The 24,364-nt window shown below is 52.0% G+C and carries 22 protein-coding genes; 9 read left to right on the top strand and 13 right to left on the bottom strand.

The genetic code is table 11. From position 1 onward, the window contains the following. Positions 1 to 47 precede the first annotated feature (47 nt). Both OOT00_RS06200 and OOT00_RS06195 read right to left on the bottom strand, forming a co-directional pair. Positions 48 to 446: a nuclear transport factor 2-like protein gene (locus OOT00_RS06200; protein ID WP_265424450.1), complete on the bottom strand. Its 399-nt coding sequence runs from the start codon at positions 444 to 446 to the stop codon at positions 48 to 50. Between the two features lie 7 nt (positions 447 to 453). Further along, positions 454 to 1,929 (bottom strand): methyl-accepting chemotaxis protein, encoded by a 1,476-nt coding sequence (locus OOT00_RS06195; protein ID WP_265424449.1) that lies wholly within the window; start codon positions 1,927 to 1,929, stop codon positions 454 to 456. A 348-nt stretch (positions 1,930 to 2,277) separates the two neighbouring features. Between OOT00_RS06195 and OOT00_RS06190 the strand changes: the two genes are divergently transcribed. From OOT00_RS06190 to OOT00_RS06170, 5 genes are all read left to right on the top strand, one after another. Next, entirely contained in the window at positions 2,278 to 3,714 is a 1,437-nt protein-coding gene (locus tag OOT00_RS06190; RefSeq protein ID WP_265424448.1) for a SpoIIE family protein phosphatase, read from the top strand. 12 nt (positions 3,715 to 3,726) lie between these two features. Then, positions 3,727 to 4,275, top strand: coding sequence for an ATP-binding protein (locus tag OOT00_RS06185; protein ID WP_265424447.1), 549 nt, complete (start codon positions 3,727 to 3,729; stop codon positions 4,273 to 4,275). Positions 4,276 to 4,327: 52 nt separating this feature from the next. Continuing rightward, positions 4,328 to 4,666, top strand: coding sequence for an STAS domain-containing protein (locus tag OOT00_RS06180; RefSeq protein ID WP_265424446.1), 339 nt, complete (start codon positions 4,328 to 4,330; stop codon positions 4,664 to 4,666). Positions 4,667 to 4,687: 21 nt separating this feature from the next. Further along, positions 4,688 to 7,195, top strand: coding sequence for a hybrid sensor histidine kinase/response regulator (locus tag OOT00_RS06175; protein ID WP_265424445.1), 2,508 nt, complete (start codon positions 4,688 to 4,690; stop codon positions 7,193 to 7,195). Between the two features lie 119 nt (positions 7,196 to 7,314). Then, the gene (locus tag OOT00_RS06170; protein WP_265424444.1) at positions 7,315 to 7,566 is read left to right on the top strand and encodes a hypothetical protein; all 252 of its coding nucleotides are present in this window, start codon (positions 7,315 to 7,317) and stop codon (positions 7,564 to 7,566) included. Positions 7,567 to 8,084: 518 nt separating this feature from the next. On the opposite strand, the gene OOT00_RS06165 is transcribed toward OOT00_RS06170, so the two are convergent. Together OOT00_RS06165 and OOT00_RS06160 are read right to left on the bottom strand one after the other, a co-directional pair. Next, a complete protein-coding gene (locus OOT00_RS06165; RefSeq protein WP_265424443.1) occupies positions 8,085 to 8,654 on the bottom strand; it encodes a class I SAM-dependent methyltransferase in 570 nt (189 codons plus the stop codon). 210 nt (positions 8,655 to 8,864) lie between these two features. Then, on the bottom strand, positions 8,865 to 9,512 hold the full coding sequence (locus OOT00_RS06160) for an HAD family hydrolase (protein ID WP_265424442.1): 648 nt from the start codon (positions 9,510 to 9,512) through the stop codon (positions 8,865 to 8,867). Between the two features lie 71 nt (positions 9,513 to 9,583). Between OOT00_RS06160 and OOT00_RS06155 the strand changes: the two genes are divergently transcribed. Further along, positions 9,584 to 10,525, top strand: a complete 942-nt coding sequence (locus OOT00_RS06155; protein WP_265424441.1) for a phospholipase A — start codon at positions 9,584 to 9,586, stop codon at positions 10,523 to 10,525. A 1-nt stretch (position 10,526) separates the two neighbouring features. On the opposite strand, the gene OOT00_RS06150 is transcribed toward OOT00_RS06155, so the two are convergent. From OOT00_RS06150 to OOT00_RS06135, 4 genes are all read right to left on the bottom strand, one after another. After that, a complete protein-coding gene (locus OOT00_RS06150; RefSeq protein ID WP_265424440.1) occupies positions 10,527 to 10,916 on the bottom strand; it encodes a phage holin family protein in 390 nt (129 codons plus the stop codon). 116 nt (positions 10,917 to 11,032) lie between these two features. After that, positions 11,033 to 11,464, bottom strand: a complete 432-nt coding sequence (locus OOT00_RS06145) for a PilZ domain-containing protein (RefSeq protein ID WP_265424439.1) — start codon at positions 11,462 to 11,464, stop codon at positions 11,033 to 11,035. After that, positions 11,442 to 12,167 carry an OmpA/MotB family protein gene (locus OOT00_RS06140; RefSeq protein ID WP_265424438.1) on the bottom strand — a complete coding sequence of 242 codons (726 nt, stop codon included), beginning with the start codon at positions 12,165 to 12,167 and terminating at the stop codon, positions 11,442 to 11,444. The genes OOT00_RS06145 and OOT00_RS06140 overlap by 23 nt, the downstream gene beginning before the upstream one ends. Beyond that, a complete protein-coding gene (locus OOT00_RS06135) occupies positions 12,164 to 12,946 on the bottom strand; it encodes a motility protein A (protein WP_265424437.1) in 783 nt (260 codons plus the stop codon). The genes OOT00_RS06140 and OOT00_RS06135 overlap by 4 nt, the downstream gene beginning before the upstream one ends. 526 nt (positions 12,947 to 13,472) lie before the next feature. Between OOT00_RS06135 and OOT00_RS06130 the strand changes: the two genes are divergently transcribed. Together OOT00_RS06130 and OOT00_RS06125 are read left to right on the top strand one after the other, a co-directional pair. Further along, on the top strand, positions 13,473 to 15,461 hold the full coding sequence (locus OOT00_RS06130; protein ID WP_265424436.1) for a ribonuclease catalytic domain-containing protein: 1,989 nt from the start codon (positions 13,473 to 13,475) through the stop codon (positions 15,459 to 15,461). Positions 15,462 to 15,534: 73 nt separating this feature from the next. After that, on the top strand, positions 15,535 to 16,209 hold the full coding sequence (locus tag OOT00_RS06125) for a hypothetical protein (protein WP_265424435.1): 675 nt from the start codon (positions 15,535 to 15,537) through the stop codon (positions 16,207 to 16,209). 97 nt (positions 16,210 to 16,306) lie between these two features. Here OOT00_RS06125 and OOT00_RS06120 read toward each other — a convergent pair whose 3' ends face one another. The 4 genes from OOT00_RS06120 to OOT00_RS06105 all read right to left on the bottom strand — a co-directional run bounded on the left by OOT00_RS06120 (position 16,307) and on the right by OOT00_RS06105 (position 20,744). Next, positions 16,307 to 17,305 carry an OmpA family protein gene (locus tag OOT00_RS06120; RefSeq protein WP_265424434.1) on the bottom strand — a complete coding sequence of 333 codons (999 nt, stop codon included), beginning with the start codon at positions 17,303 to 17,305 and terminating at the stop codon, positions 16,307 to 16,309. 97 nt (positions 17,306 to 17,402) lie between these two features. After that, positions 17,403 to 18,773: an adenylosuccinate lyase gene (gene purB / locus OOT00_RS06115; protein WP_265424433.1), complete on the bottom strand. Its 1,371-nt coding sequence runs from the start codon at positions 18,771 to 18,773 to the stop codon at positions 17,403 to 17,405. A 128-nt stretch (positions 18,774 to 18,901) separates the two neighbouring features. Beyond that, positions 18,902 to 20,092, bottom strand: a complete 1,191-nt coding sequence (locus OOT00_RS06110; protein ID WP_265424432.1) for a class I SAM-dependent rRNA methyltransferase — start codon at positions 20,090 to 20,092, stop codon at positions 18,902 to 18,904. 88 nt (positions 20,093 to 20,180) lie between these two features. Continuing rightward, positions 20,181 to 20,744 carry a YkgJ family cysteine cluster protein gene (locus OOT00_RS06105; RefSeq protein WP_265424431.1) on the bottom strand — a complete coding sequence of 188 codons (564 nt, stop codon included), beginning with the start codon at positions 20,742 to 20,744 and terminating at the stop codon, positions 20,181 to 20,183. A 275-nt stretch (positions 20,745 to 21,019) separates the two neighbouring features. Here OOT00_RS06105 and OOT00_RS06100 point away from each other — a divergent pair, with 275 nt between their 5' ends. Then, the gene (locus OOT00_RS06100; protein WP_265424430.1) at positions 21,020 to 22,645 is read left to right on the top strand and encodes an FAD-dependent oxidoreductase; all 1,626 of its coding nucleotides are present in this window, start codon (positions 21,020 to 21,022) and stop codon (positions 22,643 to 22,645) included. Positions 22,646 to 22,658: 13 nt separating this feature from the next. On the opposite strand, the gene OOT00_RS06095 is transcribed toward OOT00_RS06100, so the two are convergent. Then, entirely contained in the window at positions 22,659 to 24,356 is a 1,698-nt protein-coding gene (locus OOT00_RS06095) for a TIGR03545 family protein (RefSeq protein WP_265424429.1), read from the bottom strand. Positions 24,357 to 24,364: the final 8 nt, after the last annotated feature.

Genomic DNA, 24,364 nt, shown 5'->3' with positions numbered 1-24,364 from the left:
GGGCCCTGCGGCCCCTTTCCTTCCTTTCCGGACTCTTGCAGAGATTATTATAAAAAGCCTTTTTCTTTCAGCCTTTTTCCCATTTCCTCCGCAAGAGCCATGAGGCCCGTAAGGGGACGAATAAAAACCTCAAAACGCTGAATTTTTCCTTCTTCATTAAATTCTATGAGATCAATGCCTTTAACGGACTTATCTCCCACATCCGCACTGAACTCCAGAGCCCAGTTTCTGCCCTGAATCAACTCGCGGTGATAGGTAAAGTTCCCGAAGACTTCTATGACCGTTCCCAGCATCACCATGGCTTCCATGCGTGTACCTTTGGGCTTCCAGAGAGCCGGAGAAAAAAACTGCACGTCCTCGGCCAGAAAATTTTCCAGCGCTTCCATGTCCTTCTTACACACCACATCATGCCAGGCTGCCAGCTTTTCGTGATCCTTTTCAACCATTGTTCTCCTACGCTTTCATTTCACAGGTATCATTCAGATCTTTGGCCATCTTCTCAAGAAAACCCGAAGAGGCTACCATTTTTTCAATGTCTTCCCGAATACGCTCCACTGCCTCATTCAGGGCAAGTACATGCTCGGCCGCATCATCACTCCGCTGGGCGGATTCTCCTATGCGGGAAGCAATGTCCTGAATAACCACGCTCTGCTGTTCCACGGCAGCGGCAATGGACTCTTCTCCTTCCCTTATCTGGGCAATGGTACGGCTGATGGCCTGATTGCTCAAAACAACCTTTGCCACCGTTTCCTCATTGCCGGAAATATGGTTACGGATTTCCTCCGTAGCCTCCCGTGTCTTACGTGAGAGATCCTTGATCTCTCCCGCCACAACGGCAAATCCCTTACCTGCTTCTCCGGCCCGAGCCGCTTCTATGGTGGCATTCAGGGCAAGAAGGTTGGTCTGTTCAGAAATCTCCTGGATGACAGCGGTCACTTTCCCGATGCGGCGACTGCTTTCCGACAGATTGTCAATCATTTCATTGGCAGAGTCCGCTTCCTTCACCGCCATACGGGCCACACTGGCTCCTTCATTAATTCGGTCCCGTACCTCACGGATGGAAACGGCCGTCTCCTCAACGGAACTGGCCATGACGTGGAGAATTTCCTTGATCTCCTGGGTGCCCTCCTTCACCTCTGCGGAAAAACGGGCCGTTTTACCCGCTTCGCCCCCCATATTGGCACTGGAAGCGGCCAGTTCCTTGGAAGCATCCAGCAGATCACAGGCATTCTGTGCGGTACGCTGAAACACCTGCTCCAGATTCTTCATGTGCCGCTCCACATCCCGTGCGGAGCGGGCCTGAGCTTCCATGGCTTTTGCCTGTTTTGCATCGGCTTCCTTCTGCGCGGCCATTGCCTGCAAGCGCAGTCGTTCAATCACATACATACATACGGCAACGGAGGACAGCTGCCTTGCAAAATCCCCGAAACGTAAATCCGAACGCTGTGCGGAAGTGACATCAAGCAGAGGAAAAACAATACCCATCTGTGGACCATAATGAAAAAAACACAAAGCCAGCCCCATGGTTACCGACCATGCCACACAGGCCCACAAGCCCTGAAATACCGCTGCCAGAACGGGAAAAACCAGAAGCCAGCTTAGGGCACTGGAATCCATTCCTCCCGTACGCCAGATGTAAAAAAGAAAATACCATGCCAGCAAAGTCATCATGTAGGCAGCGGTAACCCGGGAAGAACGGATAAGCTTCTGTAAAAAAGGTGCGAAAATAACACCAAACATCACAAGCAGTATGTTTGTTGCCAACACGCTTTCTCCCATTCGAAACCACCGAATGGTTGTCAGTAGAAAAAGGGTGCTTGCAAAAAACGTAAAAATCACCAAAAAAACGGCTACTCTTCTTTCTTCCGGATTTTCGAAAAAATTCTTCGGGACAAAAAAATCCCAGAACCCCTCTGTCAGCTTTCCCATAAACCTCCCCCCTTGCACACTTCTGTGTCTCCGTGATTTTGTCTGGGTGCTCACCAAAAGAGCAAGCTGCCTCCCCGAAACTATTTTACTGAATATGCATTTCGATTAGCAGAAATTCGTTACAAGAACAAGGTTTCGCGCTTCAATCTCCCATTTTATCGCTCCGTTTTTTCTGAAATGATTTTTTTTGACCCGGATAAAAAGTCATTGAAGATTTATCTTCCTGAATGTATAAATAAAAAATACAGATATTTTCTTTTTTGAATTCATTTATGTTCACTACAAATGCCATCCCAGACGATCATGGGCCCGGGTTTATCTCTTCTCAACAGCCAGCCGGAGTCTGCCATGGCCCGTACCGCCTCCCTGTCCATCCGTATTCTTCTCTATTTTCTGCTTCTGGCCATGATCATAACACTGGCGTCCACCATTCTGATGGTCGCTCAGGATCATCAACAGGAACAAAAAGCCATGCACCAGACACTGGATCAGATCGGGTATACCTATGTTCACACTATCTCCGCGCTTGTCTGGAATATGGGATCCGAAGAAATATTTCTGGTTGCAGATGGTATCCATAATATTCCCGGAGTTGTTCATGTAAAAGTGGAAGATGAAAAAAAACAACGCCTCGCAGAAAAGGGAGAAGAGACAGAAGGAACTACCCGGATCTATCCCCTTTATCAGCTCGAAGGACTGATTCCCTCCACCATTGGCACCCTTTTTGTCACCATGGATACGGTTGCCATGAATCAGAGAATACGTACGAACGGTCTGCGCATCCTCGCCATCCGGGCCGTTGATCTCATGATCATCAGCCTGGCCTTTCTCTGGATCATCCGGCACCTTATCACACGCCGGTTGGAAACAATGGCCGTTTATACACGGAATATGAATCTGGACGGCCTCGAAACACCCCTTATTCTGCAAAAAACGACAGGCAGCCAAGACACTGACGAACTGGATACCGTTGCCGGAGCCATCAATATCATGCGGTTATCCATCCTTCAGGGGCTGGAACAGAAAGCTGAAAAAGCCCGCATGGAAGGGGAAATCCGTGCGGCTGCCGCCATACAGGGAGCACTGTTACCCCAGAGTCCGCCTCTGATATTCTCCACGGATGCAGCCTTTGCCTTTGAACCCGCCCTTGAAGTCAGCGGGGATTATTTTGATTTCTTCCCCCTTGATGAATTCCGCATGGGGGTGGTCATTGCGGATGCTTCAGGCAAAGGCATACCCGCAGCCATGATCGTCAGTGCAGCCAGGGTGCTGATCATGGCTTACCCCGAACTACAGTCCAGACCCGATGCTCTCCTTTGCGCCATGAACCGCACCTTGCCCAGTGCCATGGGGGCATCCCAGTTTCTTACTCTCACCTACTTTGTAGTGGATACCCGGGAAAACCGGATCACCCTCGTTTCCGCAGGCCACGATCCGGTCCTGCTGAAAAGGGGCAGCGGTGAAATCCTAAGCCTTAAACCCCATGGGTATCCTTTCTGCCGCCTGCATCAGAAAACATTTGACACAAGACTGAAAAGCCTTAGGCTATCCATTGAGCCCGGCGACACCCTTCTTGCTTTTACCGATGGTGTCACCGAAACTCTTTCCCCGGAAAATGAAGCCTTTGGTGAAAATCGTATCCGCAGTCTTATGAAACAGAACCATTCCTCACCGGAGGACCTGATACGCAGCATCCGGAATCAGCTTGAGCATTTCCGCAACAACCGGATTCCTCTCGATGATGCAACCCTGGTGGCCCTCCATTTCCACCCGAGGCACCCCTGAAGGAGTACGGCAATGCCAGTCCTGTCCTTTCTTGCGGAAGATACCATGCAGGCCCTTGAAACCCAGGCAGCAATCCTGGGAATTCAGGAAAATGATATCCGGGAAATCCGGATAGAAAAGGAATGCCGGATCCGGATGATTTTTCCTGCCGAAACCCGTCAGCTTGAACTCATCCGCAGGCTGGCCCACAGCACGGCATCCCAGGCTCCGGGCCTGGATCCACAGACTGCCGACGATATTTCCCTTGCGCTGGATGAAGCCTGTACCAACATTATGGCTCATGCCTATGACAGGCACAGCCATCAGAAAATCATTGAAGTGGAACTATCCATCTCTTCCGATTCCATCACCATCATTCTGACGGATCAGGGTGAGTCCGGTCGATGTTTTGAGCCCGAAAAACTTCGCCCTCCAGACATGGATGCCCTCAGGGTCACCCCCATACCCGGAGGTCTGGGCTTCCATCTGATTCGGAAAATCATGGATGCGGTTACCTATGAAAAAGGACCCGGTCAGCCCAATCGCCTCACCATGAAACGCTATATTCACCGACCCGGATAATACATTCTTCTGCTCCTGCACAGTTTCTGATCCTAATCAAACGAGGCCCGTCATGCTCATCATCAAAAGTGAGACGCTAAACCAGATACATGTCATTCATCTCAACGGTATCCTGAATGCGGACACCAGCCCAGAGCTCGAAAAACTGCTCCGCCAGCTGGCTCAGGAATCACGGCCCTGCATCCTGCTCTGTGTCAGGGATCTCGAATACATCAGCAGTGCAGGTGTGGGATGTTTTATCGGTGCCATTGCAGCCATCCGCCAAAAAAAAGGTGATCTCCGCTTTAGCGAAATGCAGCCTCAGGTCAGACGTATTTTTACTCTGCTGGACATGGAGGATTTCTTTTCTCACTTTGATTCCATGGAAATGGGACTGGCCAGTTTTGCGTAAGACCAACAAAGGGACGCAGCCATGAATCCACCAGAGGATGTGATTGTTCAGCTCATCGAAGGCCTCAGTCAGGCCCCCTCCCTTGAAGATTTTCATCACCTGCTCTCTTCTTTCATCCGTAGGCATACCGGCATTGAAATCTGGCTGGGTCTTCACCATCCCCCCTTCAACGGTCTTTTTCGCTTCAGTGACCACATCCTGCCGCCACCATTCTCCTGCCTTGAGCTCAGCACGGAAGAGATGGAGGACTATGGCAGAGATAAAAAACCGGACGGCTACACACTGATCCCCATCCATTTCGGCAAAAAAACGATAGCCATTCTTGCCTGTGAGGATTCAGGCTGCCCGAATTCCGCAAGCCAGCATTCCTTTTTGCAACGCCTCGCCGCACTGTCTGGCCTTGCCATTCATCACCTCTTTGTCCGTCAGGACCTTGAACAAAGAAAAAACGAGCTGGAAAAAAAAGTCTTTGAGCTGGCCATGCTGGAAGAAAGCGGAGCCAGCCTTGCACCCGAACTGGATATTGCTGCCATTGCCAAAAAGCTGCTGCTCTCCGTTGGCGGATACCTTACAGCCACATCTGCGGCCCTCTATCTGAAAGAGAGAGAGCATTCCACCATCTTCCACCTTGCCGCCGAAACAGGAACTTCCGGCCCGGCCTGGCCCCGGGACCTGTCCGTCTCTTATTGGAACTCTCCGGGTGGCTGGCCGCGCTTTGTCCGCAGCGGAGACATTCATGACCCTCAGCTGTCTGCCCTGGCTGTATCCATGGGCATGGAAATACTGTTTCCCCTGCGTGATGATGCAGAACTTGGCGTCCTTGTGTTTTTTGGCCCCATGGCCAGAAAGCTTTTTCCCGAAGAAGGGGCACTGCATCTGGCCGCTGCCATGATAAGCCAGTCTCTGGCTCCCTTCCGTAATGCTATCCTTTATGCAGATCTCAAGCAAAACAATGCAGCGCTGGAAAAATCTCTCGGAAACCTGCAGGCAGAAATCACAGAAAAAAAGCAGACACAGGAAAAACTGCTTGCCTATCAAGGTGTTGTGGCCGCCTCCCAGGATCCCATGGCCCTTATCGGTTCTGATTTCTGTTTTGTACTGGCCAACAGGGCCTGTGCCGAAGCCTTCGGTACCACCAGCCAGAGGCTGGAAGGAAAAAACATAGCCAGGGTAACGGATCCTGATCTTTTTCAGAAAAAGCTGGAAAAACCGCTGATACGATGCCTTGGCGGAGAAACAGCCCGATTCCGCTTTTCATGGTCTTTTCCCGGATGGGGGCTTCGGCACATTGATGTGGCAGCCTACCCTTATAAAGGATCGGTTCCCGAGCGTCATGCGGCCATCTTCATTTTAAGGGATATCACCCAGATGCAGGAATTGGAAAACCGTCTGCTCCAATCCCAGAAAATGGAAGCCATAGGTACCCTTGCCGGAGGCATAGCCCATGATTTCAACAATATTCTGGCTGGAATCATGGGCTATGCGGAACTGGCCATTGCCAAACTGGATTCCCCTGATGGTGCGAGACCGTATATCGAAAAAGCCCTTTCCGCATGCAACAGGGCCTCCGAACTCATACGCCAGATTCTCTCTTTTGCACGGGGAGAGAGCAACAATAAGGACATGCGCCCCCTCTGCCTCACAGAAATCACGGAAGATGTGCTGAAACTGCTCAGAGCCAGCCTGCCTGCCACACTGGAAATAGAACTGTACCGCAGAGAAAGTCCGCTCCCCGTTCTGGGGAATCCAACCCAGCTCCATCAGCTGATCATGAATCTCTGCACCAATGCCGCCCATGCCATGCCCAACGGAGGTACTATTTCCGTTGGAATCAGAGGCCTTGTGATCGGTCCTCTTCTCGCTTCCACAGATCCTGCTTTCCAAGAAGGTACCTACGCGGAACTGACTGTGAAGGACAGAGGAACAGGTATTCCCGAAGCCTACCTCTGCCGTATTTTTGACCCCTTTTTTACCACAAAACCCCAGGGCAAAGGCACAGGAATGGGTCTCTCCATCAGCCATGGAATCATAGGCCGCCACGGTGGTGTCATACAGGTGGAAACCCAGACGGGCAGGGGCAGCACTTTCAGGGTATTCCTTCCCTTACTCCCAGCACTGGATGTCCCTGGCCCCGATCGTACACAGCTTCCGGCTCCGACTGGCGGCAGCGAGCATATCCTGCTGGTAGAAGATGAACCTGACCTGCTCCATCTTTCCACCACCATCCTCTCAGGACTGGGCTATGAGATCACAGGAACCTCCTGCCCCAAAGAAGCCCTCCGGATATTCCAGAAACGTCCCCAAGCCTTTGATCTTGCCATTCTGGATCAGATAATGCCACACATGACAGGTGTCCAGCTAGCCCGGCATCTGCTGGGTGCACGCCCGGGCCTTCCCATTCTGCTCTGTTCCGGTTTTTCCGAAGCCATTGCACCGACGATGCTGGAATTTATGGGAATACGAAGCTATCTGATGAAACCCTTCACACGCCATCAGCTGGCCAGTGCCGTTCGCAGCCTTCTTGATTAGCGCCCATGCATCGCAACAAAGACACCGCCCCCCTTTACATACCCGCCACCATGATTAGTTTGAATTACAATTGTACATTGTTCTGACGGATTCACCATCCATAGCACGCAGGAGAAATCATGATGTATGACACCTTGAGTGAACTTCTGGAAGCACGTTTCAGTAAAAAAGCACCTGAAGAGCCCGTTGTATTTATCCATGACGAAGAACTTGCCAGACTGGATGAATTTATCACGCCCGGGGCTGACGGTCAGTCTGTCTTCAATGCTCCCCTTGTTATGCAGAAAGCGGCACTACTTGGCTACTGGTGCGAGGCAGACTGGGATGAAAAAGGAGGAGGTTTTGTGTTTGCAATAGATACAAAAAGATAGAAACCGGCCCCATGACAGAACCTGCGCGGCATGATGCAAACTATCTGCACCGTGCCGCTTGCATTTTATCGGGTGCTGCCAAACAAATCTCTCCATCGGTATCAGGCCAGCTGACAACATCTCACGGAGGTACCTTACAGAGATACAAAAACAAAGCCCCCCGGAACTCTCAAAGAATCCGGGGGGCTGATCGTGATTCACAGGGAATCACGGTAGTGTCTGTGGGAACGGAAATGGTCACCCTCAGGCGGGTTTTCTTCATGGTGCAGAGACCCTTCATCGAGGGCGGCAGGTTACATAGTAACAAGGAAGGTCGGCTCAATTGGCCGAAAGATTCTTTACATTGTTTCAGATGGGGCCGCTTCCGTTCCCGAAGCGCAGAATCAGAAACCGGCTTTTTACCGAACAGACTTTTTCCGGTTTCTCTATCTGGTACCAAACATTGGCACGTTCCCACCTCTTGTCAAGGACGAAAATCATAAAGTTCCTGATATCCGCCATGCCTTTTCCTGTAAAATCTAACCGCGGCGGAAAACCGCAAGGTAGAGCGAATCACCCACAGGCCGTATCTCATCAAGGGTGAATCCAAAGGGGACAACCAGAGCCGTCAGCTCTTCAGGAGAAAGACGTATGGCTTCCGGAGGACCGGGGGGGCCGGGCTTTTTGTCAAACTCCACCACAGCAAGCCGTCCTTCGCATTTGAGTGTCCGTGCCACCGCCTTCATCATTCCGTCTATGGTTCCATCGGCCACCAGATCATGAAGCACCGTAGCAGCCAGACAAAGATCCACACTTTCCGCAGCCAGTGTAGTGCCCTGAGAAAGATCGGCCACCATTGCCTGAATATAGGACGCTCCGGCATCACGGATACGCTGCCTCAGCTCAAAAACACCCTCCTCCCAGAGGTCCACGGCATAAATGCGGCTGTGCAGTCCTGCCCAGCGGGCAAGGGCCAGTGTATAGTTTCCCGCACCGCAGGCAGCATCCAGAATCACCATGCCGTCCAGGGGGCCCAGAGCCTCTTTCAGTCGCTGGGTATCTACAAGAGAGAAACTGGATTTTCCCGCTGCTATGGGCATTGCTTTCATAAAGCCTCCTGACTTCCGTATCAATTCAACCTTTTCACGCCATATTTCCAGCTCAAGCTGAAAACGGATCTCCGGCTATGGCACTCCATATCTCACAGCCCCTAAGGCCTTGTCTGCTATTCAGCCTGGCAACCCATATTAGCCAGACCTAACAAGATAAGTACACAGCAATGAATTTTGCAATAGCTAGCACCAAAAAAACAACCTTCTTCAAACATCCATCAGAAGGGAACGGGCTTCTTCCAGACTGTGTAAAACCCGCTCTGCTCCACTGAGATCCCCGCCACATCCCATAGGTCCCGGAACCACCCAGCAGCAAAGCCCCGCCGCCTGAGCTGCCATTACACCCCTCCGGGCATCTTCAATCACCAGGCAGAATTCCGCAGGACAGCCTGCCATGGTAAGGGCTTTCAGGTAGGGCTCCGGATGGGGCTTAGAAAACCGCACATCCTCCCGGCAGACCACAAAATCAAAAAAAGGAAGAAATCCGGTACGCTCATGAATGCGCAGAAAAGGTTTTTTTTCCGAGCTGGTTACCACACCGATACGAAAACGCGATGAAAAGTCAGCAAGAACCTTGTCCACTCCGGGTATGGTTATGGGCTCCTTTGCCAACAGCTCCATGTGATGTTTATTTCTTTTTTCCCTGAAGTCAGACATAAATGAAGCAGACATTTCCGGAAACCAGGCATGAATCCCCCTGGATGACCTCAAAAAATGTTCCTGATAATCCTCAAGGTTCATGGTAATATCATATTCTGCCAGTACACGACGATTTGCCTCAAAATAACATTTTTCCGTGTCCACCAGGACGCCATCATTATCCAGTAAGAGGGTCTGAATGCGGGTCTTCTCCATTGTTTTCACATGTCCTTTACGCTAAAGTATTTCATACGGTTTTCCCCAACCCCTTACAGGAAGGTGTGTCCATGCCCTGTGTTCCCATTTCAGGCCTGATTCTCTCTGCCTTGCTTCTGATACTTGCGCCCGGCCTTTCCTTTGCTGAACCATCCGAAGCAGGGGATACTTCTGATGAAGGATATGAAACTCTCCTCCTGGTCAATCCCCTGGAAGAAAGGAGAAAGCTGGAAAAAAGTACGGCCGACAACCCCTTTGCCATGCTGCCCCATAAAACCAACTACCTTCTCCCGTTTACCTGGAATAGCTCTCCCAACCCTACACCGGAAGATCCGGACAGCGACATTGACAATACGGAAGTTCATTTTCAGATCAGTATTAAGGTCCCTGTTCTCCGTAATTTCTGGGATGGACGTGCCAACCTTGCCTTTGCCTATACCAACCGGTCATGGTGGCAGGCCTACAACAAAGACGATTCCAGCCCTTTCCGCGAAACAAACCATGAACCGGAGCTGCTTCTTTCCTACGCCATGGAAAAACAAAAAGGGCGCATCCATCTGTCCCATCTCGTTTTGGGTCTTAATCATCAGTCCAACGGACAGAACGGCCTTATGTCCAGAAGCTGGAACCGTGTTTATCTCAGCAGCATATGGGAAATCGGAGACCGCACGGCAGTAATCATCCGGCCATGGTACCGGATTCCCGAAAGTAAAAAATCCCATCCCACGGACCCGGGAGGGGATGACAATCCCGGAATCCATAACTACATGGGATATGGAGACATCCGGTTAGTGTACAAGGTGAAGGAAGAACAGAATCTGGCACTGCTCCTGCGCAATAATCTCAGAGGAAAGGATAACAGAGGAGCCATACAGGTGGACTGGACTTTTCCGGTTCACCAGCACCTGAAACTGTACGTACAATACTTCAACGGATACGGAGAGAGTCTTCTTGACTACAATGTATCCGTTAATCGCATAGGATTGGGATTCCTGCTGACAGACTGGATGTAAGCTAGTCCCAGGGTCCACGGCGACGGGTGTCCACCACAATAATACGACCGTTTTCAAAACGGAAACCCGTGAGGGCCACATTGATTACAGCCATCACAAGGGAAGCCCAAAAAGCTGTCCAGAAACCGGAGACCTCAAACCCGCTGACCAGAGCCGCGCTTATCTGCAAAAGAAAAGCATTGATCACAAAGGCAAAAAGGCCAAGAGACAGCAAGGTAACCGGCAGGGTCAGGAGAAGCAGGACCGGCCGGATGAAGGCATTCAGAACACCCAGTATGGCAGCAGCGGCAATGGCCGTTCCCACACTGGCAATCTCTATACCCTGAAAAAGCATTCCAGCCACCAGAATGGAAACGGTGAGAATAAGCCAACGGACGGCAATATGTTCCATAATATCAGTACCCCTGTGAAATAAATGTTACCAGAGTGCCTGTTTCGGCAGCTGGAATTTGTTTCCTTCTGGTTCAGGCAGCCGTGGCTGAAGGAACTGTGTCCTGTTCCGCCGTATCAGCCCTTTTCCCCTTTGCCACGGAGTTTCCGGACATTCTGCATGCGCTTGCGCCTGAACCCGTAACGCTGAGCTTCCAGAACAAAACGGTGCAGGGTTTCCTCATCCACATCCAGAATATCCGGGAAACTGCAGTGACAGAAACCATCCAGGGTGCGGCCCAGAACTTCTGCCGTAAGAACAAGCTCCATAGGAACAGCCGGGTTGTCGGACATGACAACGAGGGTTACCCGGTCTCCCGGCTTCAACTCAGGGCAGTGAAAACTGCAGCCCCCCGCACTCAGATCCCTTACCGGCCGTTGCTCCACATCCTTACCGACCTGAACCGTAACCTTTACCGTTTCGGCAGGGGTGTAGCGATAATTCTTCCTGCGGTCGTTCAGAATTTTGTCAAGCCAGGCAAAAACCTTATCCTTTTTTTTCGAGAACAAACTCAACCCTCCTGTTGATAGCGCGGTTCTCATCCGTGGTATTCGGCCGAAGAGGAAGAAGGGACCCATACCCGGTAGCCGTCAGACGGAAAGGAGATATACCCTTATCAATTAAGTACTTAAGAACAGTTGTCGCCCTGAATGCCGAAAGTTCCCAGTTGGATGGGAAGCGAAGGGTCGCAATGGGAACATCATCCGTATGCCCCCGTATATTGATATTATACTCTGGATATGCCCTGAAAATATGCACAATCTGCTCCAGAATAGGAGCCGCCTGACCGGTAAGCTGTTCACTTCCGGACTCAAAGAGAATGGTTCCACGGATGCGCACCACGATCTTGTTATTCAGGATCTGTACCGTGATATGGTCCCCCACATTCCGTTCCGCAATAAAAGCATTGATATCTTCCACAATGGCTTCTTCTCTGGAGCGCTGACCAAAAATTTCCTCCACGGTAAGTTCCCTTCGGTCCAGCTCCGGTACCTCCATGACTTCAATAATTCCCAGCGTGGTCAAATCCTGACCAAGACTGATGCGTATGGATTCAAACGCCTGTTTGAATCTCTCCATGTTCAGGCTGGATATGGAGTAGAGAAGCACAAAAAAAACCAGCAGCAAGGTCACAAGATCCGCATAAGTAACAATCCATCCGGGGCCGTCGTCTTCCTGAAGAAAATCATCGCTGCCACGTTTTTCTCTCATATATCCCCCTGCCGTATATCCATTTTTTCAAGGGGAACGCGTTCTTTAATGGGGATAAAGGAAGAAAGACTTTCATAAACCATGATGGGATTGTTGCCTTTGAGAACGGCGATGGCACCCTCCAGCATAATTTCAAGCTGCATCACCTCGGATATGGTCCGGGCCTTCAGCTTACCGGCCATGGGGAGAAAAACCATGGAAGACAGAAGAGAGCCATAAAATGTGGTGAGAAGTGCCACAGCCATAGCCGGTCCTATGGAAGAAGGGTCTGCCAGCTTGGAAAGCATATGAACAAGGCCGATCAGTGTACCCAGCATACCGAAGGCAGGTGCATAGGCTCCCATTTTTTTAAAGACATCCTGCACCGCAAAATGACGCATTTTCAAAGAGTCAATTTCCGTCCGCAGAGCTGCCCGCACCACATCTTCCTCCGAGCCATCGGCAATAAGGCCGCAGGCTTTTTTCAAAAACCCGGAATCTGTATCAAGGTTACCCAGCTCCAGAAGACCTTTCTTGCGCCCCACATTACATATCCGGATCATGGTTTCCACGGCCGTATTGGGATCTTCCCGGTCCTTGGTAAAGGCAAAAGCCGCAGCCCGGAATGCCGCAGCCACTTCACGGAAGGTAAAGGTCAGGAGTGTTGCGGCCATGGTTCCGCCCAGTACAATCATCATTCCGGGCACATTGATAAAACTTTTTATGTCACCACTCAGAAAAATGGCACTGATGATAAGGGAAAGACCCGAAACGATACCAATAAGGGATGCAAAGTCCATGGAAAGTCCTTTATGAGTCTTTGGGAAGAGAGACCCGGATGGAAGAACAGGCCCCATGGTTCCGGAAAAGCCTGTAAAAGAAAAGCTTGAGCAAAAGTTGCTTTTTTCTGGGTATCACAGGGACATACCCAGGTCAACAGAGAGCCGGAAACTCCCCCTAATTGCCTTTGCGTAACCTGTTCAGCAAGGGGCTGAAAGGGTCTGTAGTCGCCTTTCTATCCATGATTTTATCCTTTCCGGCCTTCTGTCTGAAGACAGGGTCCAATCCGCTAACAAACATATGGGACAAAGCCTTTATTTTTAAAGCTCCATCAGAAATTAAAAGACAAGAATCTGCGCCTTTATTTGCCATTGCAACAATCCGATGGCCTTTCTCACACCCACCGGTATCAGAAAAAACTTCTTCCTCCTCTTCCAATCATTTTAACAAGATAAGAGCAAAATCGGATCTTCTGAAAACTTTCTGAAGTTTTTTCAGTGCTATGAAGATTGACTTGGCCGGGGGGAGCTGCTAATTTTTCCGGTTATGGAACCTGGGAAAATTGTCGAATATATCGACCAACAAAAAATTATCACCGCCGTTGTCACAGAAAATAAAAAGCAGAGACTTCGGCTTCTTACAGAAACCAACCGGGAGGTCAACCTCTCGGCCAACCGCCTGTCCCATATATCGGAAAGCTCTCTGGATCCCGCCACACCGAGGGACGGACAGGTCCGTACACTCAAAGAAATTGCCGATCGCCGCAGGCAGCTGGCCGCCTCCATAGATCTTGCAGAGCTCTGGGAAGTTCTTCAGGAAGAAAATGACTGGCTGGAAACGGAAACCATTGCTTCCCTCTGTTTTACGGACGAAAGCGCCGATGATGCAGGATCTGCTGTTATACGAACCCTGTTTGCGGACCGTCTCTATTTTAAATTCGGTACCAGCCGTTTTCTGCCCCACAGTCCGGATCAGGTTATGCAGCTCCAAAAGCAGCAGGAAGAAGCGGAACGGCGTAAACGCATCATAGAAGAAGGAGTGGTCTGGCTCAAAAAAAGCCTGGAGGACCCGGCACCGGAGCTTCCCGACAACCTCAGGCCCGTAGCAGAGCTTCTTCAGGATTATATCATTTTCGGAGATGAAGCACCCGGGATAGAAATTTCCCGCCACATTCTCAACGGCATAGGCGGAGATCCAGGAGAAAAACTCTTTCATCTGTTTGTTCGCCTCGGACTCTGGGGACCGAACGAAAACCTGCTCCTGAAAAAATTTGAGGTTGAAACAGAATTCAATGGGAAAACCATGGAAGCCGTCAGCGCACTGCGGGAAACACCGCTGGATTTCTGCAACGACGCCCGGCGACGCGACCTGAGAGACCGTCGTCTCATGACCATAGACGGTCCTTCCACCCTGGATTTTGATGATGCCATCAGCATAGAAGCTGCGGGAGACTTTCATATAGTTGGCGTTCACATTATTGATGTGGCTCACTTCGTTACCAAAGACAGCCCTCTGGATAACTGCGCCCTGGACAGGGGCAGTTCCATCTACCTGCCCGATGCTCGCTTTTCCATGTTGCCGCCTGCCATGTCCGAAGACCTCTGCAGTCTTAAAGGAGGAGAGCTGCGACCGGCTGTCAGCGTACTCATGCGGATTGCCGACTATGCCCGGGTGGTGGACTATGAAATTGTACCCAGCATTATCCGTGTTGCGGAACAGCTGACGTACAGTGATGCCAACCGTATGATAGAAGAAGACACGGATCTGGCCAATCTGGACCGTATCGCCAGAAATTTCAGAACCCAGCGGCTCCACGCAGGAGCTGTGCAGATTTCCCTGCCGGAAGTCAATATCCGTGTGGATGACGAAAATGGAGACATCCTGATTTCTAAGATAGACAGGGAAAGCTCCAGTCGCATGCTTGTGGCGGAAATGATGATCATGGCCAATGCCATGATGGCAGATTTTTTGAAAAAAAATAATATGCCTGCGGTTTTCCGTTCCCAGCCCGAACCGAAAAACCGGCTTTACAAGGGAGACGAAGGGAGCCTTTTTCAAAATCTGATGCAGCGTCGGCACCTGAACAGGGTTGTGCTCAGCCCCGTTCCCGAACCCCATGCGGGCATTGGCTTCCCCTGCTATGTGACCGCTACCTCTCCCATACGCAAATACTGGGATCTGGCCACACAGAGACAGCTGAAATCCATTCTTGGGATGGAAACACCCGCTGACATGCAGGAAATTCAAAACCTCTTCGCACGGCTGGAACAACCCATGGCAGCGGTGGGCAGAGTGCAGTTTTTCAGAAAACGCTACTGGCTGCTGAAATACCTGGAAAAACGTATTGGCCAGAGGGAAAGGGCCATGGTCCTGGAAGAACGCCGCAATCAGTATCAGATTCTTCTCATGGATTATATGCTGGAATGGATGCTACCCGTATCATCCGGCATACAACTGAAACCGGAAAGCGAGATTGAAGTGGTCATTCAGCAGGTCAGTGCCCGACGGGATCAGCTATCCCTTTACCTTGCCTGACTGATTTTGAGGCTTCCTTTCCTGCATTCCGTTCGGCAGGTCTCCTGACCACCCAACCAAACCGGGTTTTTATATGGATTACTCTGCGGATCAATCCCGGCCAGCCCAAAACTGGCAGCATCAGGCCACAGCTTTTCTTGCACGCTGCCGTGCCCAGATGTGGGGAAAACACAAGGAAGAACCCCTGACATGGCTGCACAGAGCCGGATTTTCCCTTGCCTTTGCTCAGGATCACTATCTGGGCTGGAACTTCCGGTCCATGTTCCGAAAAACAGCCCTGTGGCTGGGAGAAGAACGGGGTGATGAGAAATATTATCTCCCCCGGGGTCTCCTTCTTCCATGGATTCAGGAACAGGAACTGCTCCGCCTTTCCATCCTAAGCCCCGATGGCAGTCTTCTCCTGCTGGAAGGCAGCGCGACAGCCCCCATGGTTTCCGGAAAAGGTCCGGGTCTGCTGCTTACCCTCAGTGACGGTGACGCCTTCCGCCTGATACAGGAAAAAGACAGCTCAACGGCTGTCATGGCCGTTCCCATAAGTCCTCAGGCTGCTTCCATCGATTTTTCAGACTTCGGACGGATACGCCTTGTGGCACCCGCCAATGAAGAAAACCGGGCCATCCTCGCAGGCCTCAGGGAAAGAGGACGGATGGCGGAAGCCTTCTGGTTGCCGGACAAAGGGCTTGTGGGAGGCATTCTGGACGGAGACCTCCACCCATCCGATCTTTCGGCCATGGCCCGCTTCCGCTGACCTTCCGTGTGAAATACCCCTCCGGCGTGAATACCGGCTGTTTATACGGGTCCGCATCATAATATTTGGCGGACCCTTCCCCGGATGTCACATACGGCTAGCCGGGCGGCAGAAACTCAATCTCCACCCTGCGGTTAGACTGCCTTCCCTCGGGCGTACGGTTTGTTGCCACCGGCCGGGTATCTCCATATCCGGATGCTTCCAGACGATAGGTTTCAATGCCGGCCTGCTGCACCAGATAGCTGCGGACGGATTCAGCCCTTCTGCGGCTCAGGTTCAGGTTATGAGCGGCCTGACCCGTGGTATCCGCATGTCCGCCCAGCCGAAAACGGGTTCCCGCAAGGCGGGGATCCCGAAGGGCAGCCCCCAGCCGGTCCAGCACGTTCCGGGAATCCGGACGCAGGGTAGCCGCATTCACATCAAATCGCACATCAAAGCTCAAACGACCGCCACTTCTACCCGCCTGTACCATAGCCAGCAGCAGCTCCGTCAGGACTTCCACGGAATGCCCATCCCCCGTCAAAGGAGTACCCACCAGGACCCTCTCTTCTTCCTCCGGCTTTTCATCCTTCTCAACGGGCTGCAGTCTTTTAAAATGAATCTCCTTCACATCCTTCCAGGCCAGATAGTTCCGCTGCCAGCGATCTTCAGAAGCCACATATTTTTCGACTTCCATCTCAAAAGCCGGGTACTCATCCCCCACATGGCGTATGAGCGCACCCTGCTGCACATCAAAAGGCTCTCCCTGAATGGGAGTAATCTTCATAACAAGACTGCCGTGGGAAGAAGATCCGGGCACACTGAGCAGCTCCACACTGGCAAATTTGCGGCGGGCTTCTTCCAAAGGAACAAAAAAACGCTGCCCTTCTCTGGTAAAACGAAAAGCAGACAGCTGAAGATCCCGCACACGAACGGACGAATCATGTCTGAGCAGGCCTTCTTCCGTATAATCCGCAGGGATATGATAGGCGGAAGACTGAATACGAGTACCATCCCTGAGCACTACCAGCGTATTCAAAGCTTCGGAAAAGGCCGGTACGGCCTGCATCAGAAAAAGGCCTGTCAGAATGAGCCCCGGAAGACAGCTTTTTTTCATCGGATTCCTCCGTTACGAACCATAAGTGGTTGCCGTAAAAAAGACTTTTTTAACAGTATCGGCAAAAGAGGCCCGGAATTGAAGTAAAAGCTGTTTTTTATCCACCATACTCCGCAAAATAATGATCCACCAGAGAAACGGCCAGCCCCGTATAACCGGCAGGAGTCAACTGCCGCATTTCCTCTTTCGCCTTTTCCGGAACCTTTTCAAGGGAATCGATCAGACGGGAAAAATCTTTCAGCTGAATTCGATGCCCCCGGGTCAGCTCTTTCAGTTTCTCGTAGGGATTTTCTTCACCATACACCCGCATCACCGTCTGAATAGGTTCCGCAAGAAGTTCAGGATTGGCTTCCAGATCCTCTCTCAGCCGATCTGGATCGAGAGCCACCTTGCCCAGGCCTTTCAGAGTATTCTTGCATCCTATGGTCATATAACCAAAAAGGGCTCCCATATTTCTCAAAACCGTGGAATCCGTCAGATCTCTCTGAAAACGACTCTGCAACAGCTTGGCTGCCATATGCTCCATCATGGCCATAGCTATGCCCAGGTTTCCCTCACCGTTTTCAAAATCAATGGGATTCACCTTATGAGGCATGGTAGACGAACCCACTTCTCCCTCTTTAAGACGCTGGCGGAAATACCCCAGGCTGATGTATCCCCACATGTCCCGGTCCAGATCCATCAGAACACCCGCCATGCGTACCATGGCATGCAGCACCTGAGCGATACTGTGGTTGGGGTTAATTTGTGTTGAATAGAGAACAGGACTCACCTCGAGATACTGCGAAAGAAAAATACCGGAAGCCCGAATCCAGTCAACCCCCGGAAAAGCGGCCATGTGGGCATTGAAATTTCCCGTAGCTCCATTCATTTTAGCTCCGATACGAACGGAGGAAAGGCTTTCCATTTCCTGGCGAATGCGCCAGGCAAAATTGACCATCTCCTTACCCATGGTAGTGGGTGTGGCAGGCTGACCATGGGTACGGCTCATCATGGCCGCACAGCGGCCCGTCCGGGCAAGGGTTTCAATGGCTGTGAGAACCTCCTGTGCCTGATTCAGAATATAGTCCCTGCCCGCCTGAAGCATCAGGGCATAGGCCGTATTATTGATGTCATCAGACGTACAGGCAAAATGGGTCCATTCCCGGACAGCACCGAGCCCCAGATCATCCAGCCTTTCCTTGATATAGTATTCCACGGCCTTCACATCATGATTGGTGGTCTTCTCAATAGCTTTCACCTTCAGAGCTTCTTCCGGCGTGAACGAGGAGCCAATGGCCTCGATGCGATCCAGATCTTCATCCGAAATATCCACAATCTTCAGGTGTTCCACAAGAAAACGCAGCCAGCGCAGTTCTACGACCAGCCGGTGCCGGATCAGTCCATATTCAGAAAAAATATCCCGGAGATCTTCCGTAAGCCTGCGATAACGGCCATCCAGCACACCCAAAGCACAAATCTGTTCCATAGCGGTATCCTTATGAAAATGGTCAAGGCATTTTTCGACATTCCATCCGGCGCTTCCTGGCCAGTCCCGCGGGCATGCCACAGACACCACCGCAGCATATCTCCCATGACAGACAGGAAAACCCGAAGCTAATCCATCTGTATCATCAAACCTTTCAGGTAGTTTCCTTCGGGAAAATTCAAAGAAACGGGGTGATCCGGACCCTGTTCCATTCTTCTCAGAATCCGTCCCTGCCGACCTGCATCCAGGGCGGCATCCGCTACAATCTTCTGAAACAGATCCTGCTCCATGGCACCGGAACAGGAATAAGTGAACAGGAGGCCACCCGGAGCCAGCACCTGCATACCCAGCATATTGATATCCTTGTATCCTCTGGCCGCCTTCGGCAGCTGTATTCTGGATTCAGCGAATTTAGGAGGATCCAGAACCACAAGGTCAAAAAGACGTCCATCACTGCGAAAGCCCCTCAAAAGCTGAAAAGCGTTTCCCTCCACATTTTCCATCCTGTCCGGACAGCACCCGTTCAGACGGGCATTGACTTCGGCCATATCCAGAGACGGCCGGGAGGTATCCATATTGACAACGGAACATGCACCGCCCACCAGTGCGGCAATGCCGAAGCCGCCTGTATAGGAAAAGGCATTGAGAACCCGCATGCCGTTACTGCAGCCCATCACCCTTGCCCGGCTCTCCCTCTGGTCCAGATAGAAGCCGGTTTTATGGCCGGAACGGATATCTATACGGAAGCGAACGCGCCCTTCCTGAATATCCATCATTTCTGGCGGTTCCGGTCCATACAACAGGCCGGTCTGTAAAGACAGCCCTTCTTTTTTCCGCACAGAAGCATCGGATCGTTCATAGACACTCTCAATACCGGGAAGCCGTGCCAGTGCCTCCACAATGGCACCTTTCCATCGCTCCACCCCAGCGGACTGAAACTGACAGACAGCCACCCTGTCATAGCGATCCACAATCAGGCCAGGCAGCCCGTCCGCCTCACCGGCCACCAGCCTGAGAGCCGTTACGGAACCATTGGGATACAGACCAGCCCGTACCATGGCAGCCGACTGGATTCTCTGGACAAAAAAATTCGCATCCACTTTTTCCGAAGGGCTAAAGGTCCACACCCGGACCCGAATGCGGGAGGAAGGTGAGTAGGCTCCGCTGGCAAGCCAGTTATTTTTTTCATCAATAATGTCCACCGTATCACCCAGGGCAGGATAACCCCTTACCTCACGGATGGCACCGGAAAATACCCATGGGTGACGGCGATGTAGGGCTCCGGCCCCCTTCTCACTTACGACAACTTCCTTTTTCATTGACTCCTTCCCTTCAGCAGGCAGCAAGCTTTCCCACACACGGAAGAACCTGCATAGGATCTCACTTTTTCTATAAAAAACAATAACATTAACGCTGCATGCTTCCGCAAGTCCATGATTCCCAATCCATAAGCAAAGCTTCGGCAATACTCATTCTGTCCGGTACAGCGCGATCTACCATGGGGCTTTCCTTCATAAAAAGGGTATGTACGGCCGAGAGCATACGGTTCAGAGAATCAAGGGAAAGGGAAAAAGGAAGCATCTCCGCAAGATTGTCCGTGAAATTCAGAGGGCAACAATCGAGAAAAGCATCCCCCCCCTCTTCAACCAGTATGGGATAGCCATGGGTCCGGCAGATCAGGGGCCGGGCTGCATACAAAACACAGCAGCCCTCTTCCAGCAACGGGCAGCATCCTTCGGGATCCGCATGCCGGGCCCGTTCCCGGATTCGGCTTCTTTCAGGCCCGGTAAGGGCCTCAAGGGCCAGAACCAGCCAGCAGGCCTCTACCATAAAGATGGAAATATGCCGACAGCAACCATCACAACCTTTCCGGCAGGCCATCGAATCTCCCACGCCGGAACGGATTTCACCGAGTTTTTCTTCCACCCGCTGAACAAGGGTTCTGTAATTGATAAAAACCGTTTCCCACATCGCTCCCGCCTTTTTGCTTGCCCATACGCCACGGCCCGCCTGCAGAAGACGGGCCGTTCTTCCCTCAAAACCGGTTGACAATAGCACAGCAATGGGGCAGCGTGAACCATATCCTTATTTTTCTTCATGAAAAGTCCCTTTTTTCAAAATTGTCAGTCCACAAAGAGACATACGGACCTTGTCATGATATTTCCAGTTCAAGGGATATCGGTCTTTCGCCGCATCCGGCCGGTATGCCAGACTGATTCCTTCCAACCGTACCAAGGACTCGCTTTATGTTTGCTCCGGCACCTTCCTATCAGACAGACGTGATCATTATCGGCGGAGGCATCGCCGGACTGGTTACAGCACTCAAGCTTCTGGACAGTGGCCTTTCTCTTCTCATTCTGGACAGAGACAGGGAAGAAAAAATGGGAGGACTTGCCAAGGAATCCTTCGGTGGCATCTGTGCCGTGGACACCCCCCTCCAAAAACGCATGGGAATCCCGGATACGCCAGAAATTGCATGGGAAGACTGGAAACGGGTTGCCCGTTTCCGCAGGGAGGAAAAATGGTCCAGAGCCTGGGCCAAGCGCTACGTGGAACATTCAGAAAGGGATATCTACTCTTTCCTTACGGAACTTGGCATCCGCTTTCTGCCCGTTGTCAACTGGCCGGAACGGGGCATGCTGCATACAGCCAACTCCCTGCCCAGATGGCACATCGCCTGGGGAACGGGTTACCGCATTATCGAATGCCTTATCAAGGCACTGGATACCCACCCCCACCGCCGTAATCTCCGCTTCCGATTCGGTCATCGCGTGGAAAATCTTCTCATGCACGATGGTCAGATTGCTGGCTGCACAGGCCATATGGAAACGACGAGCCGCCCCTTTGAAGCCCATGCGGACAGAATTGTACTCGCCGCCGGCGGCCTCTGCGGGGGAAATTTATCACGGGTCCGCCAACACTGGCCCTCTCATCTGCATACTATCCCTTCCAGACTTCTCAACGGTAGTCATCGTTTTGCGGACGGACGCATCCATGATGCCGCAACAGCCGTCGGTGCCCGACTGGATCATCCGGACCGGCAGTGGCACTATGCGGCAGGCATTCCCTACCCGAAAAGCCTTGTGGAAAATCAGGGATTAAGCCTTGTACCACCACGATCGGCCCTCTGGCTCAACGCCAAAGGAGAACGCATCGGCCCCCTGCCCCTGATGGGCTATACGGATACGGCCTATCTTGTCGAACGACTGTGCCGGGAGGAAGAACCCTTTTCATGGCTGCTTCTCAACCGGAAGATCGCCCTGCGGGAGCTGGCCGTATCGGGCTGTGATTATATGACGGCTTTCCGTTACAGAAAATTTTTCCGCATGATCCGGGAACTGCTGTTCGGCAACAGAGAACTCACAGACCGGCTCATCCGGGAATCCGATGAGATCATTACAGCCCCCACCCTGACGGAACTTGGCCGAAAGATGCAGCAGAAAGTACCGGAAGTTCCCATCCATATGAAAGCCATGGAAAATTCCGTACGGGCCTATGACCGTCAAATTGAGTGGGGGCCATCCTTTTTTACGGATGATCAGCTCAGGCGCATTGCCATCACCCGAAAATACCGGGGTGACCGGATGCGCACCTGCCGTTTCCAACAGATTCTCGATCCTGCGGCAGGCCCTCTTATGGCCATCCGCACCTTCATCCTCACCCGAAAATCCCTTGGCGGCATCCGGACAGATCTGAACAGCCGGGTACTGGATATGCACGACAAACCCATACCCGGCCTCTTTGCAGCAGGTGAAACCGCCGGCTTCGGCGGTGGCAACATGCATGGCAGGGGGGCACTGGAAGGCACGTTTCTGGGGGGAGCCATTCTGACGGCACACCATGCAGCCCAAAGTATTGCAAAAGGAGAATAGAATCGGACCCGGTTCAGATATTCAGCCGTCCTGCAAGGTTCAGACGTTCATCCAGTATCTGTCTCAGGCCTGCCACCCCACCAAGCTGCCTTTCCAGTTCCCGGATCCGTTCATCCGTCTGGGCCTGCACCTCTTCAGTCAGACGGATACGCAGAGCTTCCGTTGCTTCTCTGGCAGCTCTGGTAACAGCCTCCCTCACAACAGTGTCCAGACTGGAAGAGATCCTGAGCTTGGGTTTTTCAAGGGTTCCGGTCAAATCCGCTTCCACAGCAATACGATCCACTCCTCTCAGGCCTGAAGCCACAGCAGCCCGTACACTGTCCCCGGAATCTGCCATCTCCCAACTCACTCCGCTGAAATCCAGTTCTACCCTGCCCTTCAAAACTCCGCTTCGGTTTTGCAAATCCAATGTAAAATCAGCTCTGTCTGCGAGAAAAGTAAGATCACCGCTACCCATGGCACCGGGCTGCCAACCTTTTCCTCCCAGCCAGAAATGATCTGCAGGGACTTGCGGAGTCACGCGGTCAAACACAAGCTGCACCCCGATACTTTCCAGACCGGAAAGCTGATCACCCTTGAAATCCAGCTCCATGGGACTTCCCACCATGGGCTGCTGTGCCGTTGCATTGCGGAGACTTCCTTTCAGGCTGCCCGCAGGAATTTCAAGGGAAAGCGTGGCTCTCCGGATCAAAAAATCCGGCCGGAGAGGACTTTCGGCAAACACAATGTCTGTGCCTTCTCTCCGCATAGGTTTCTCCGGTTCCGGCTTCTTTTCCCGTTCACGAGCCCTGCTAAGCAAAGGCTCCACCCGTCGGTACAGACCAAGCCCCTTCCTCAGATGGGCTTCCCACTCGGGTCCCAACAGGAGCCCTGTCATGTTGCTGAGTCCTTCACTGGAAATTCCGTAACGACTCACAAGCTCATGTACATCATTTGTGGCCATATTTTTCAAGGATCGGATCCGCCTGCGCAGGTCAGCGACGCTCTCTTCCATTTCCTGTCTGGCACGGCGCAAGGCCAGCATATCTTTGTCCACATCGACCTTGATCTCCCGCAGCTCCCTTGCCCCTGCCAAAACACCGGCAAGTCCCCCTCCCTTTCTGAGATCTTCAATGCGCGTTCTGTAGGCCGCAAAGTCATCGGCATCGGGCAGGTTTCGGAGCCTTTGCTCAAATCTTTCATATTCTTCCCGCAGAGTTCTTTCCAGCCTGTCCGCTTCTTCCAGAGATCCAAGGGACGCCCGCTCCAGAATGACAGACACATCGGGAATTTCCATAGACGGCATGGGGAGACGGTCCATGACCGAAGGAACGGTCATTTTTTTCTTCTCCTCTTTCTTTTTCTCAGGCAGGGCACCGGATACCCTGCGTGGTGTTCCCATGCGGATACCTTCCACAGCCATTTCTCTCACATCTACCTTGCCAAGCATCAGTGCACTTGCGTCCATTTTCATACGGATGCCAGCAATCTCAATGGCATTGGTCATGGGCTCATTCGGATCCGTCACTTCAATGCCAGAGAGCCTGAGTCCCAGAGGAAACAGACCAGGCCTTGCACTGGCCACGTCCACCCTTGCCCCCACAATCCGGGTACCTGCCAACTCCACTCCCTTTGCAATGAGAGGGCCGGAAAACAAAACCGTTCCCGCCACAAGAAGACCGGTTATCACCAGAAAAGCCACAAGGCCTGGCCAGCGGATCCACTTTGTCATTGTTTTCC

Source organism: Desulfobotulus pelophilus (genome assembly GCF_026155325.1).
Taxonomy (GTDB): Bacteria; Desulfobacterota; Desulfobacteria; order Desulfobacterales; family ASO4-4; genus Desulfobotulus; species Desulfobotulus pelophilus.
This window is presented reverse-complemented; position numbering and strand designations above follow the sequence as displayed.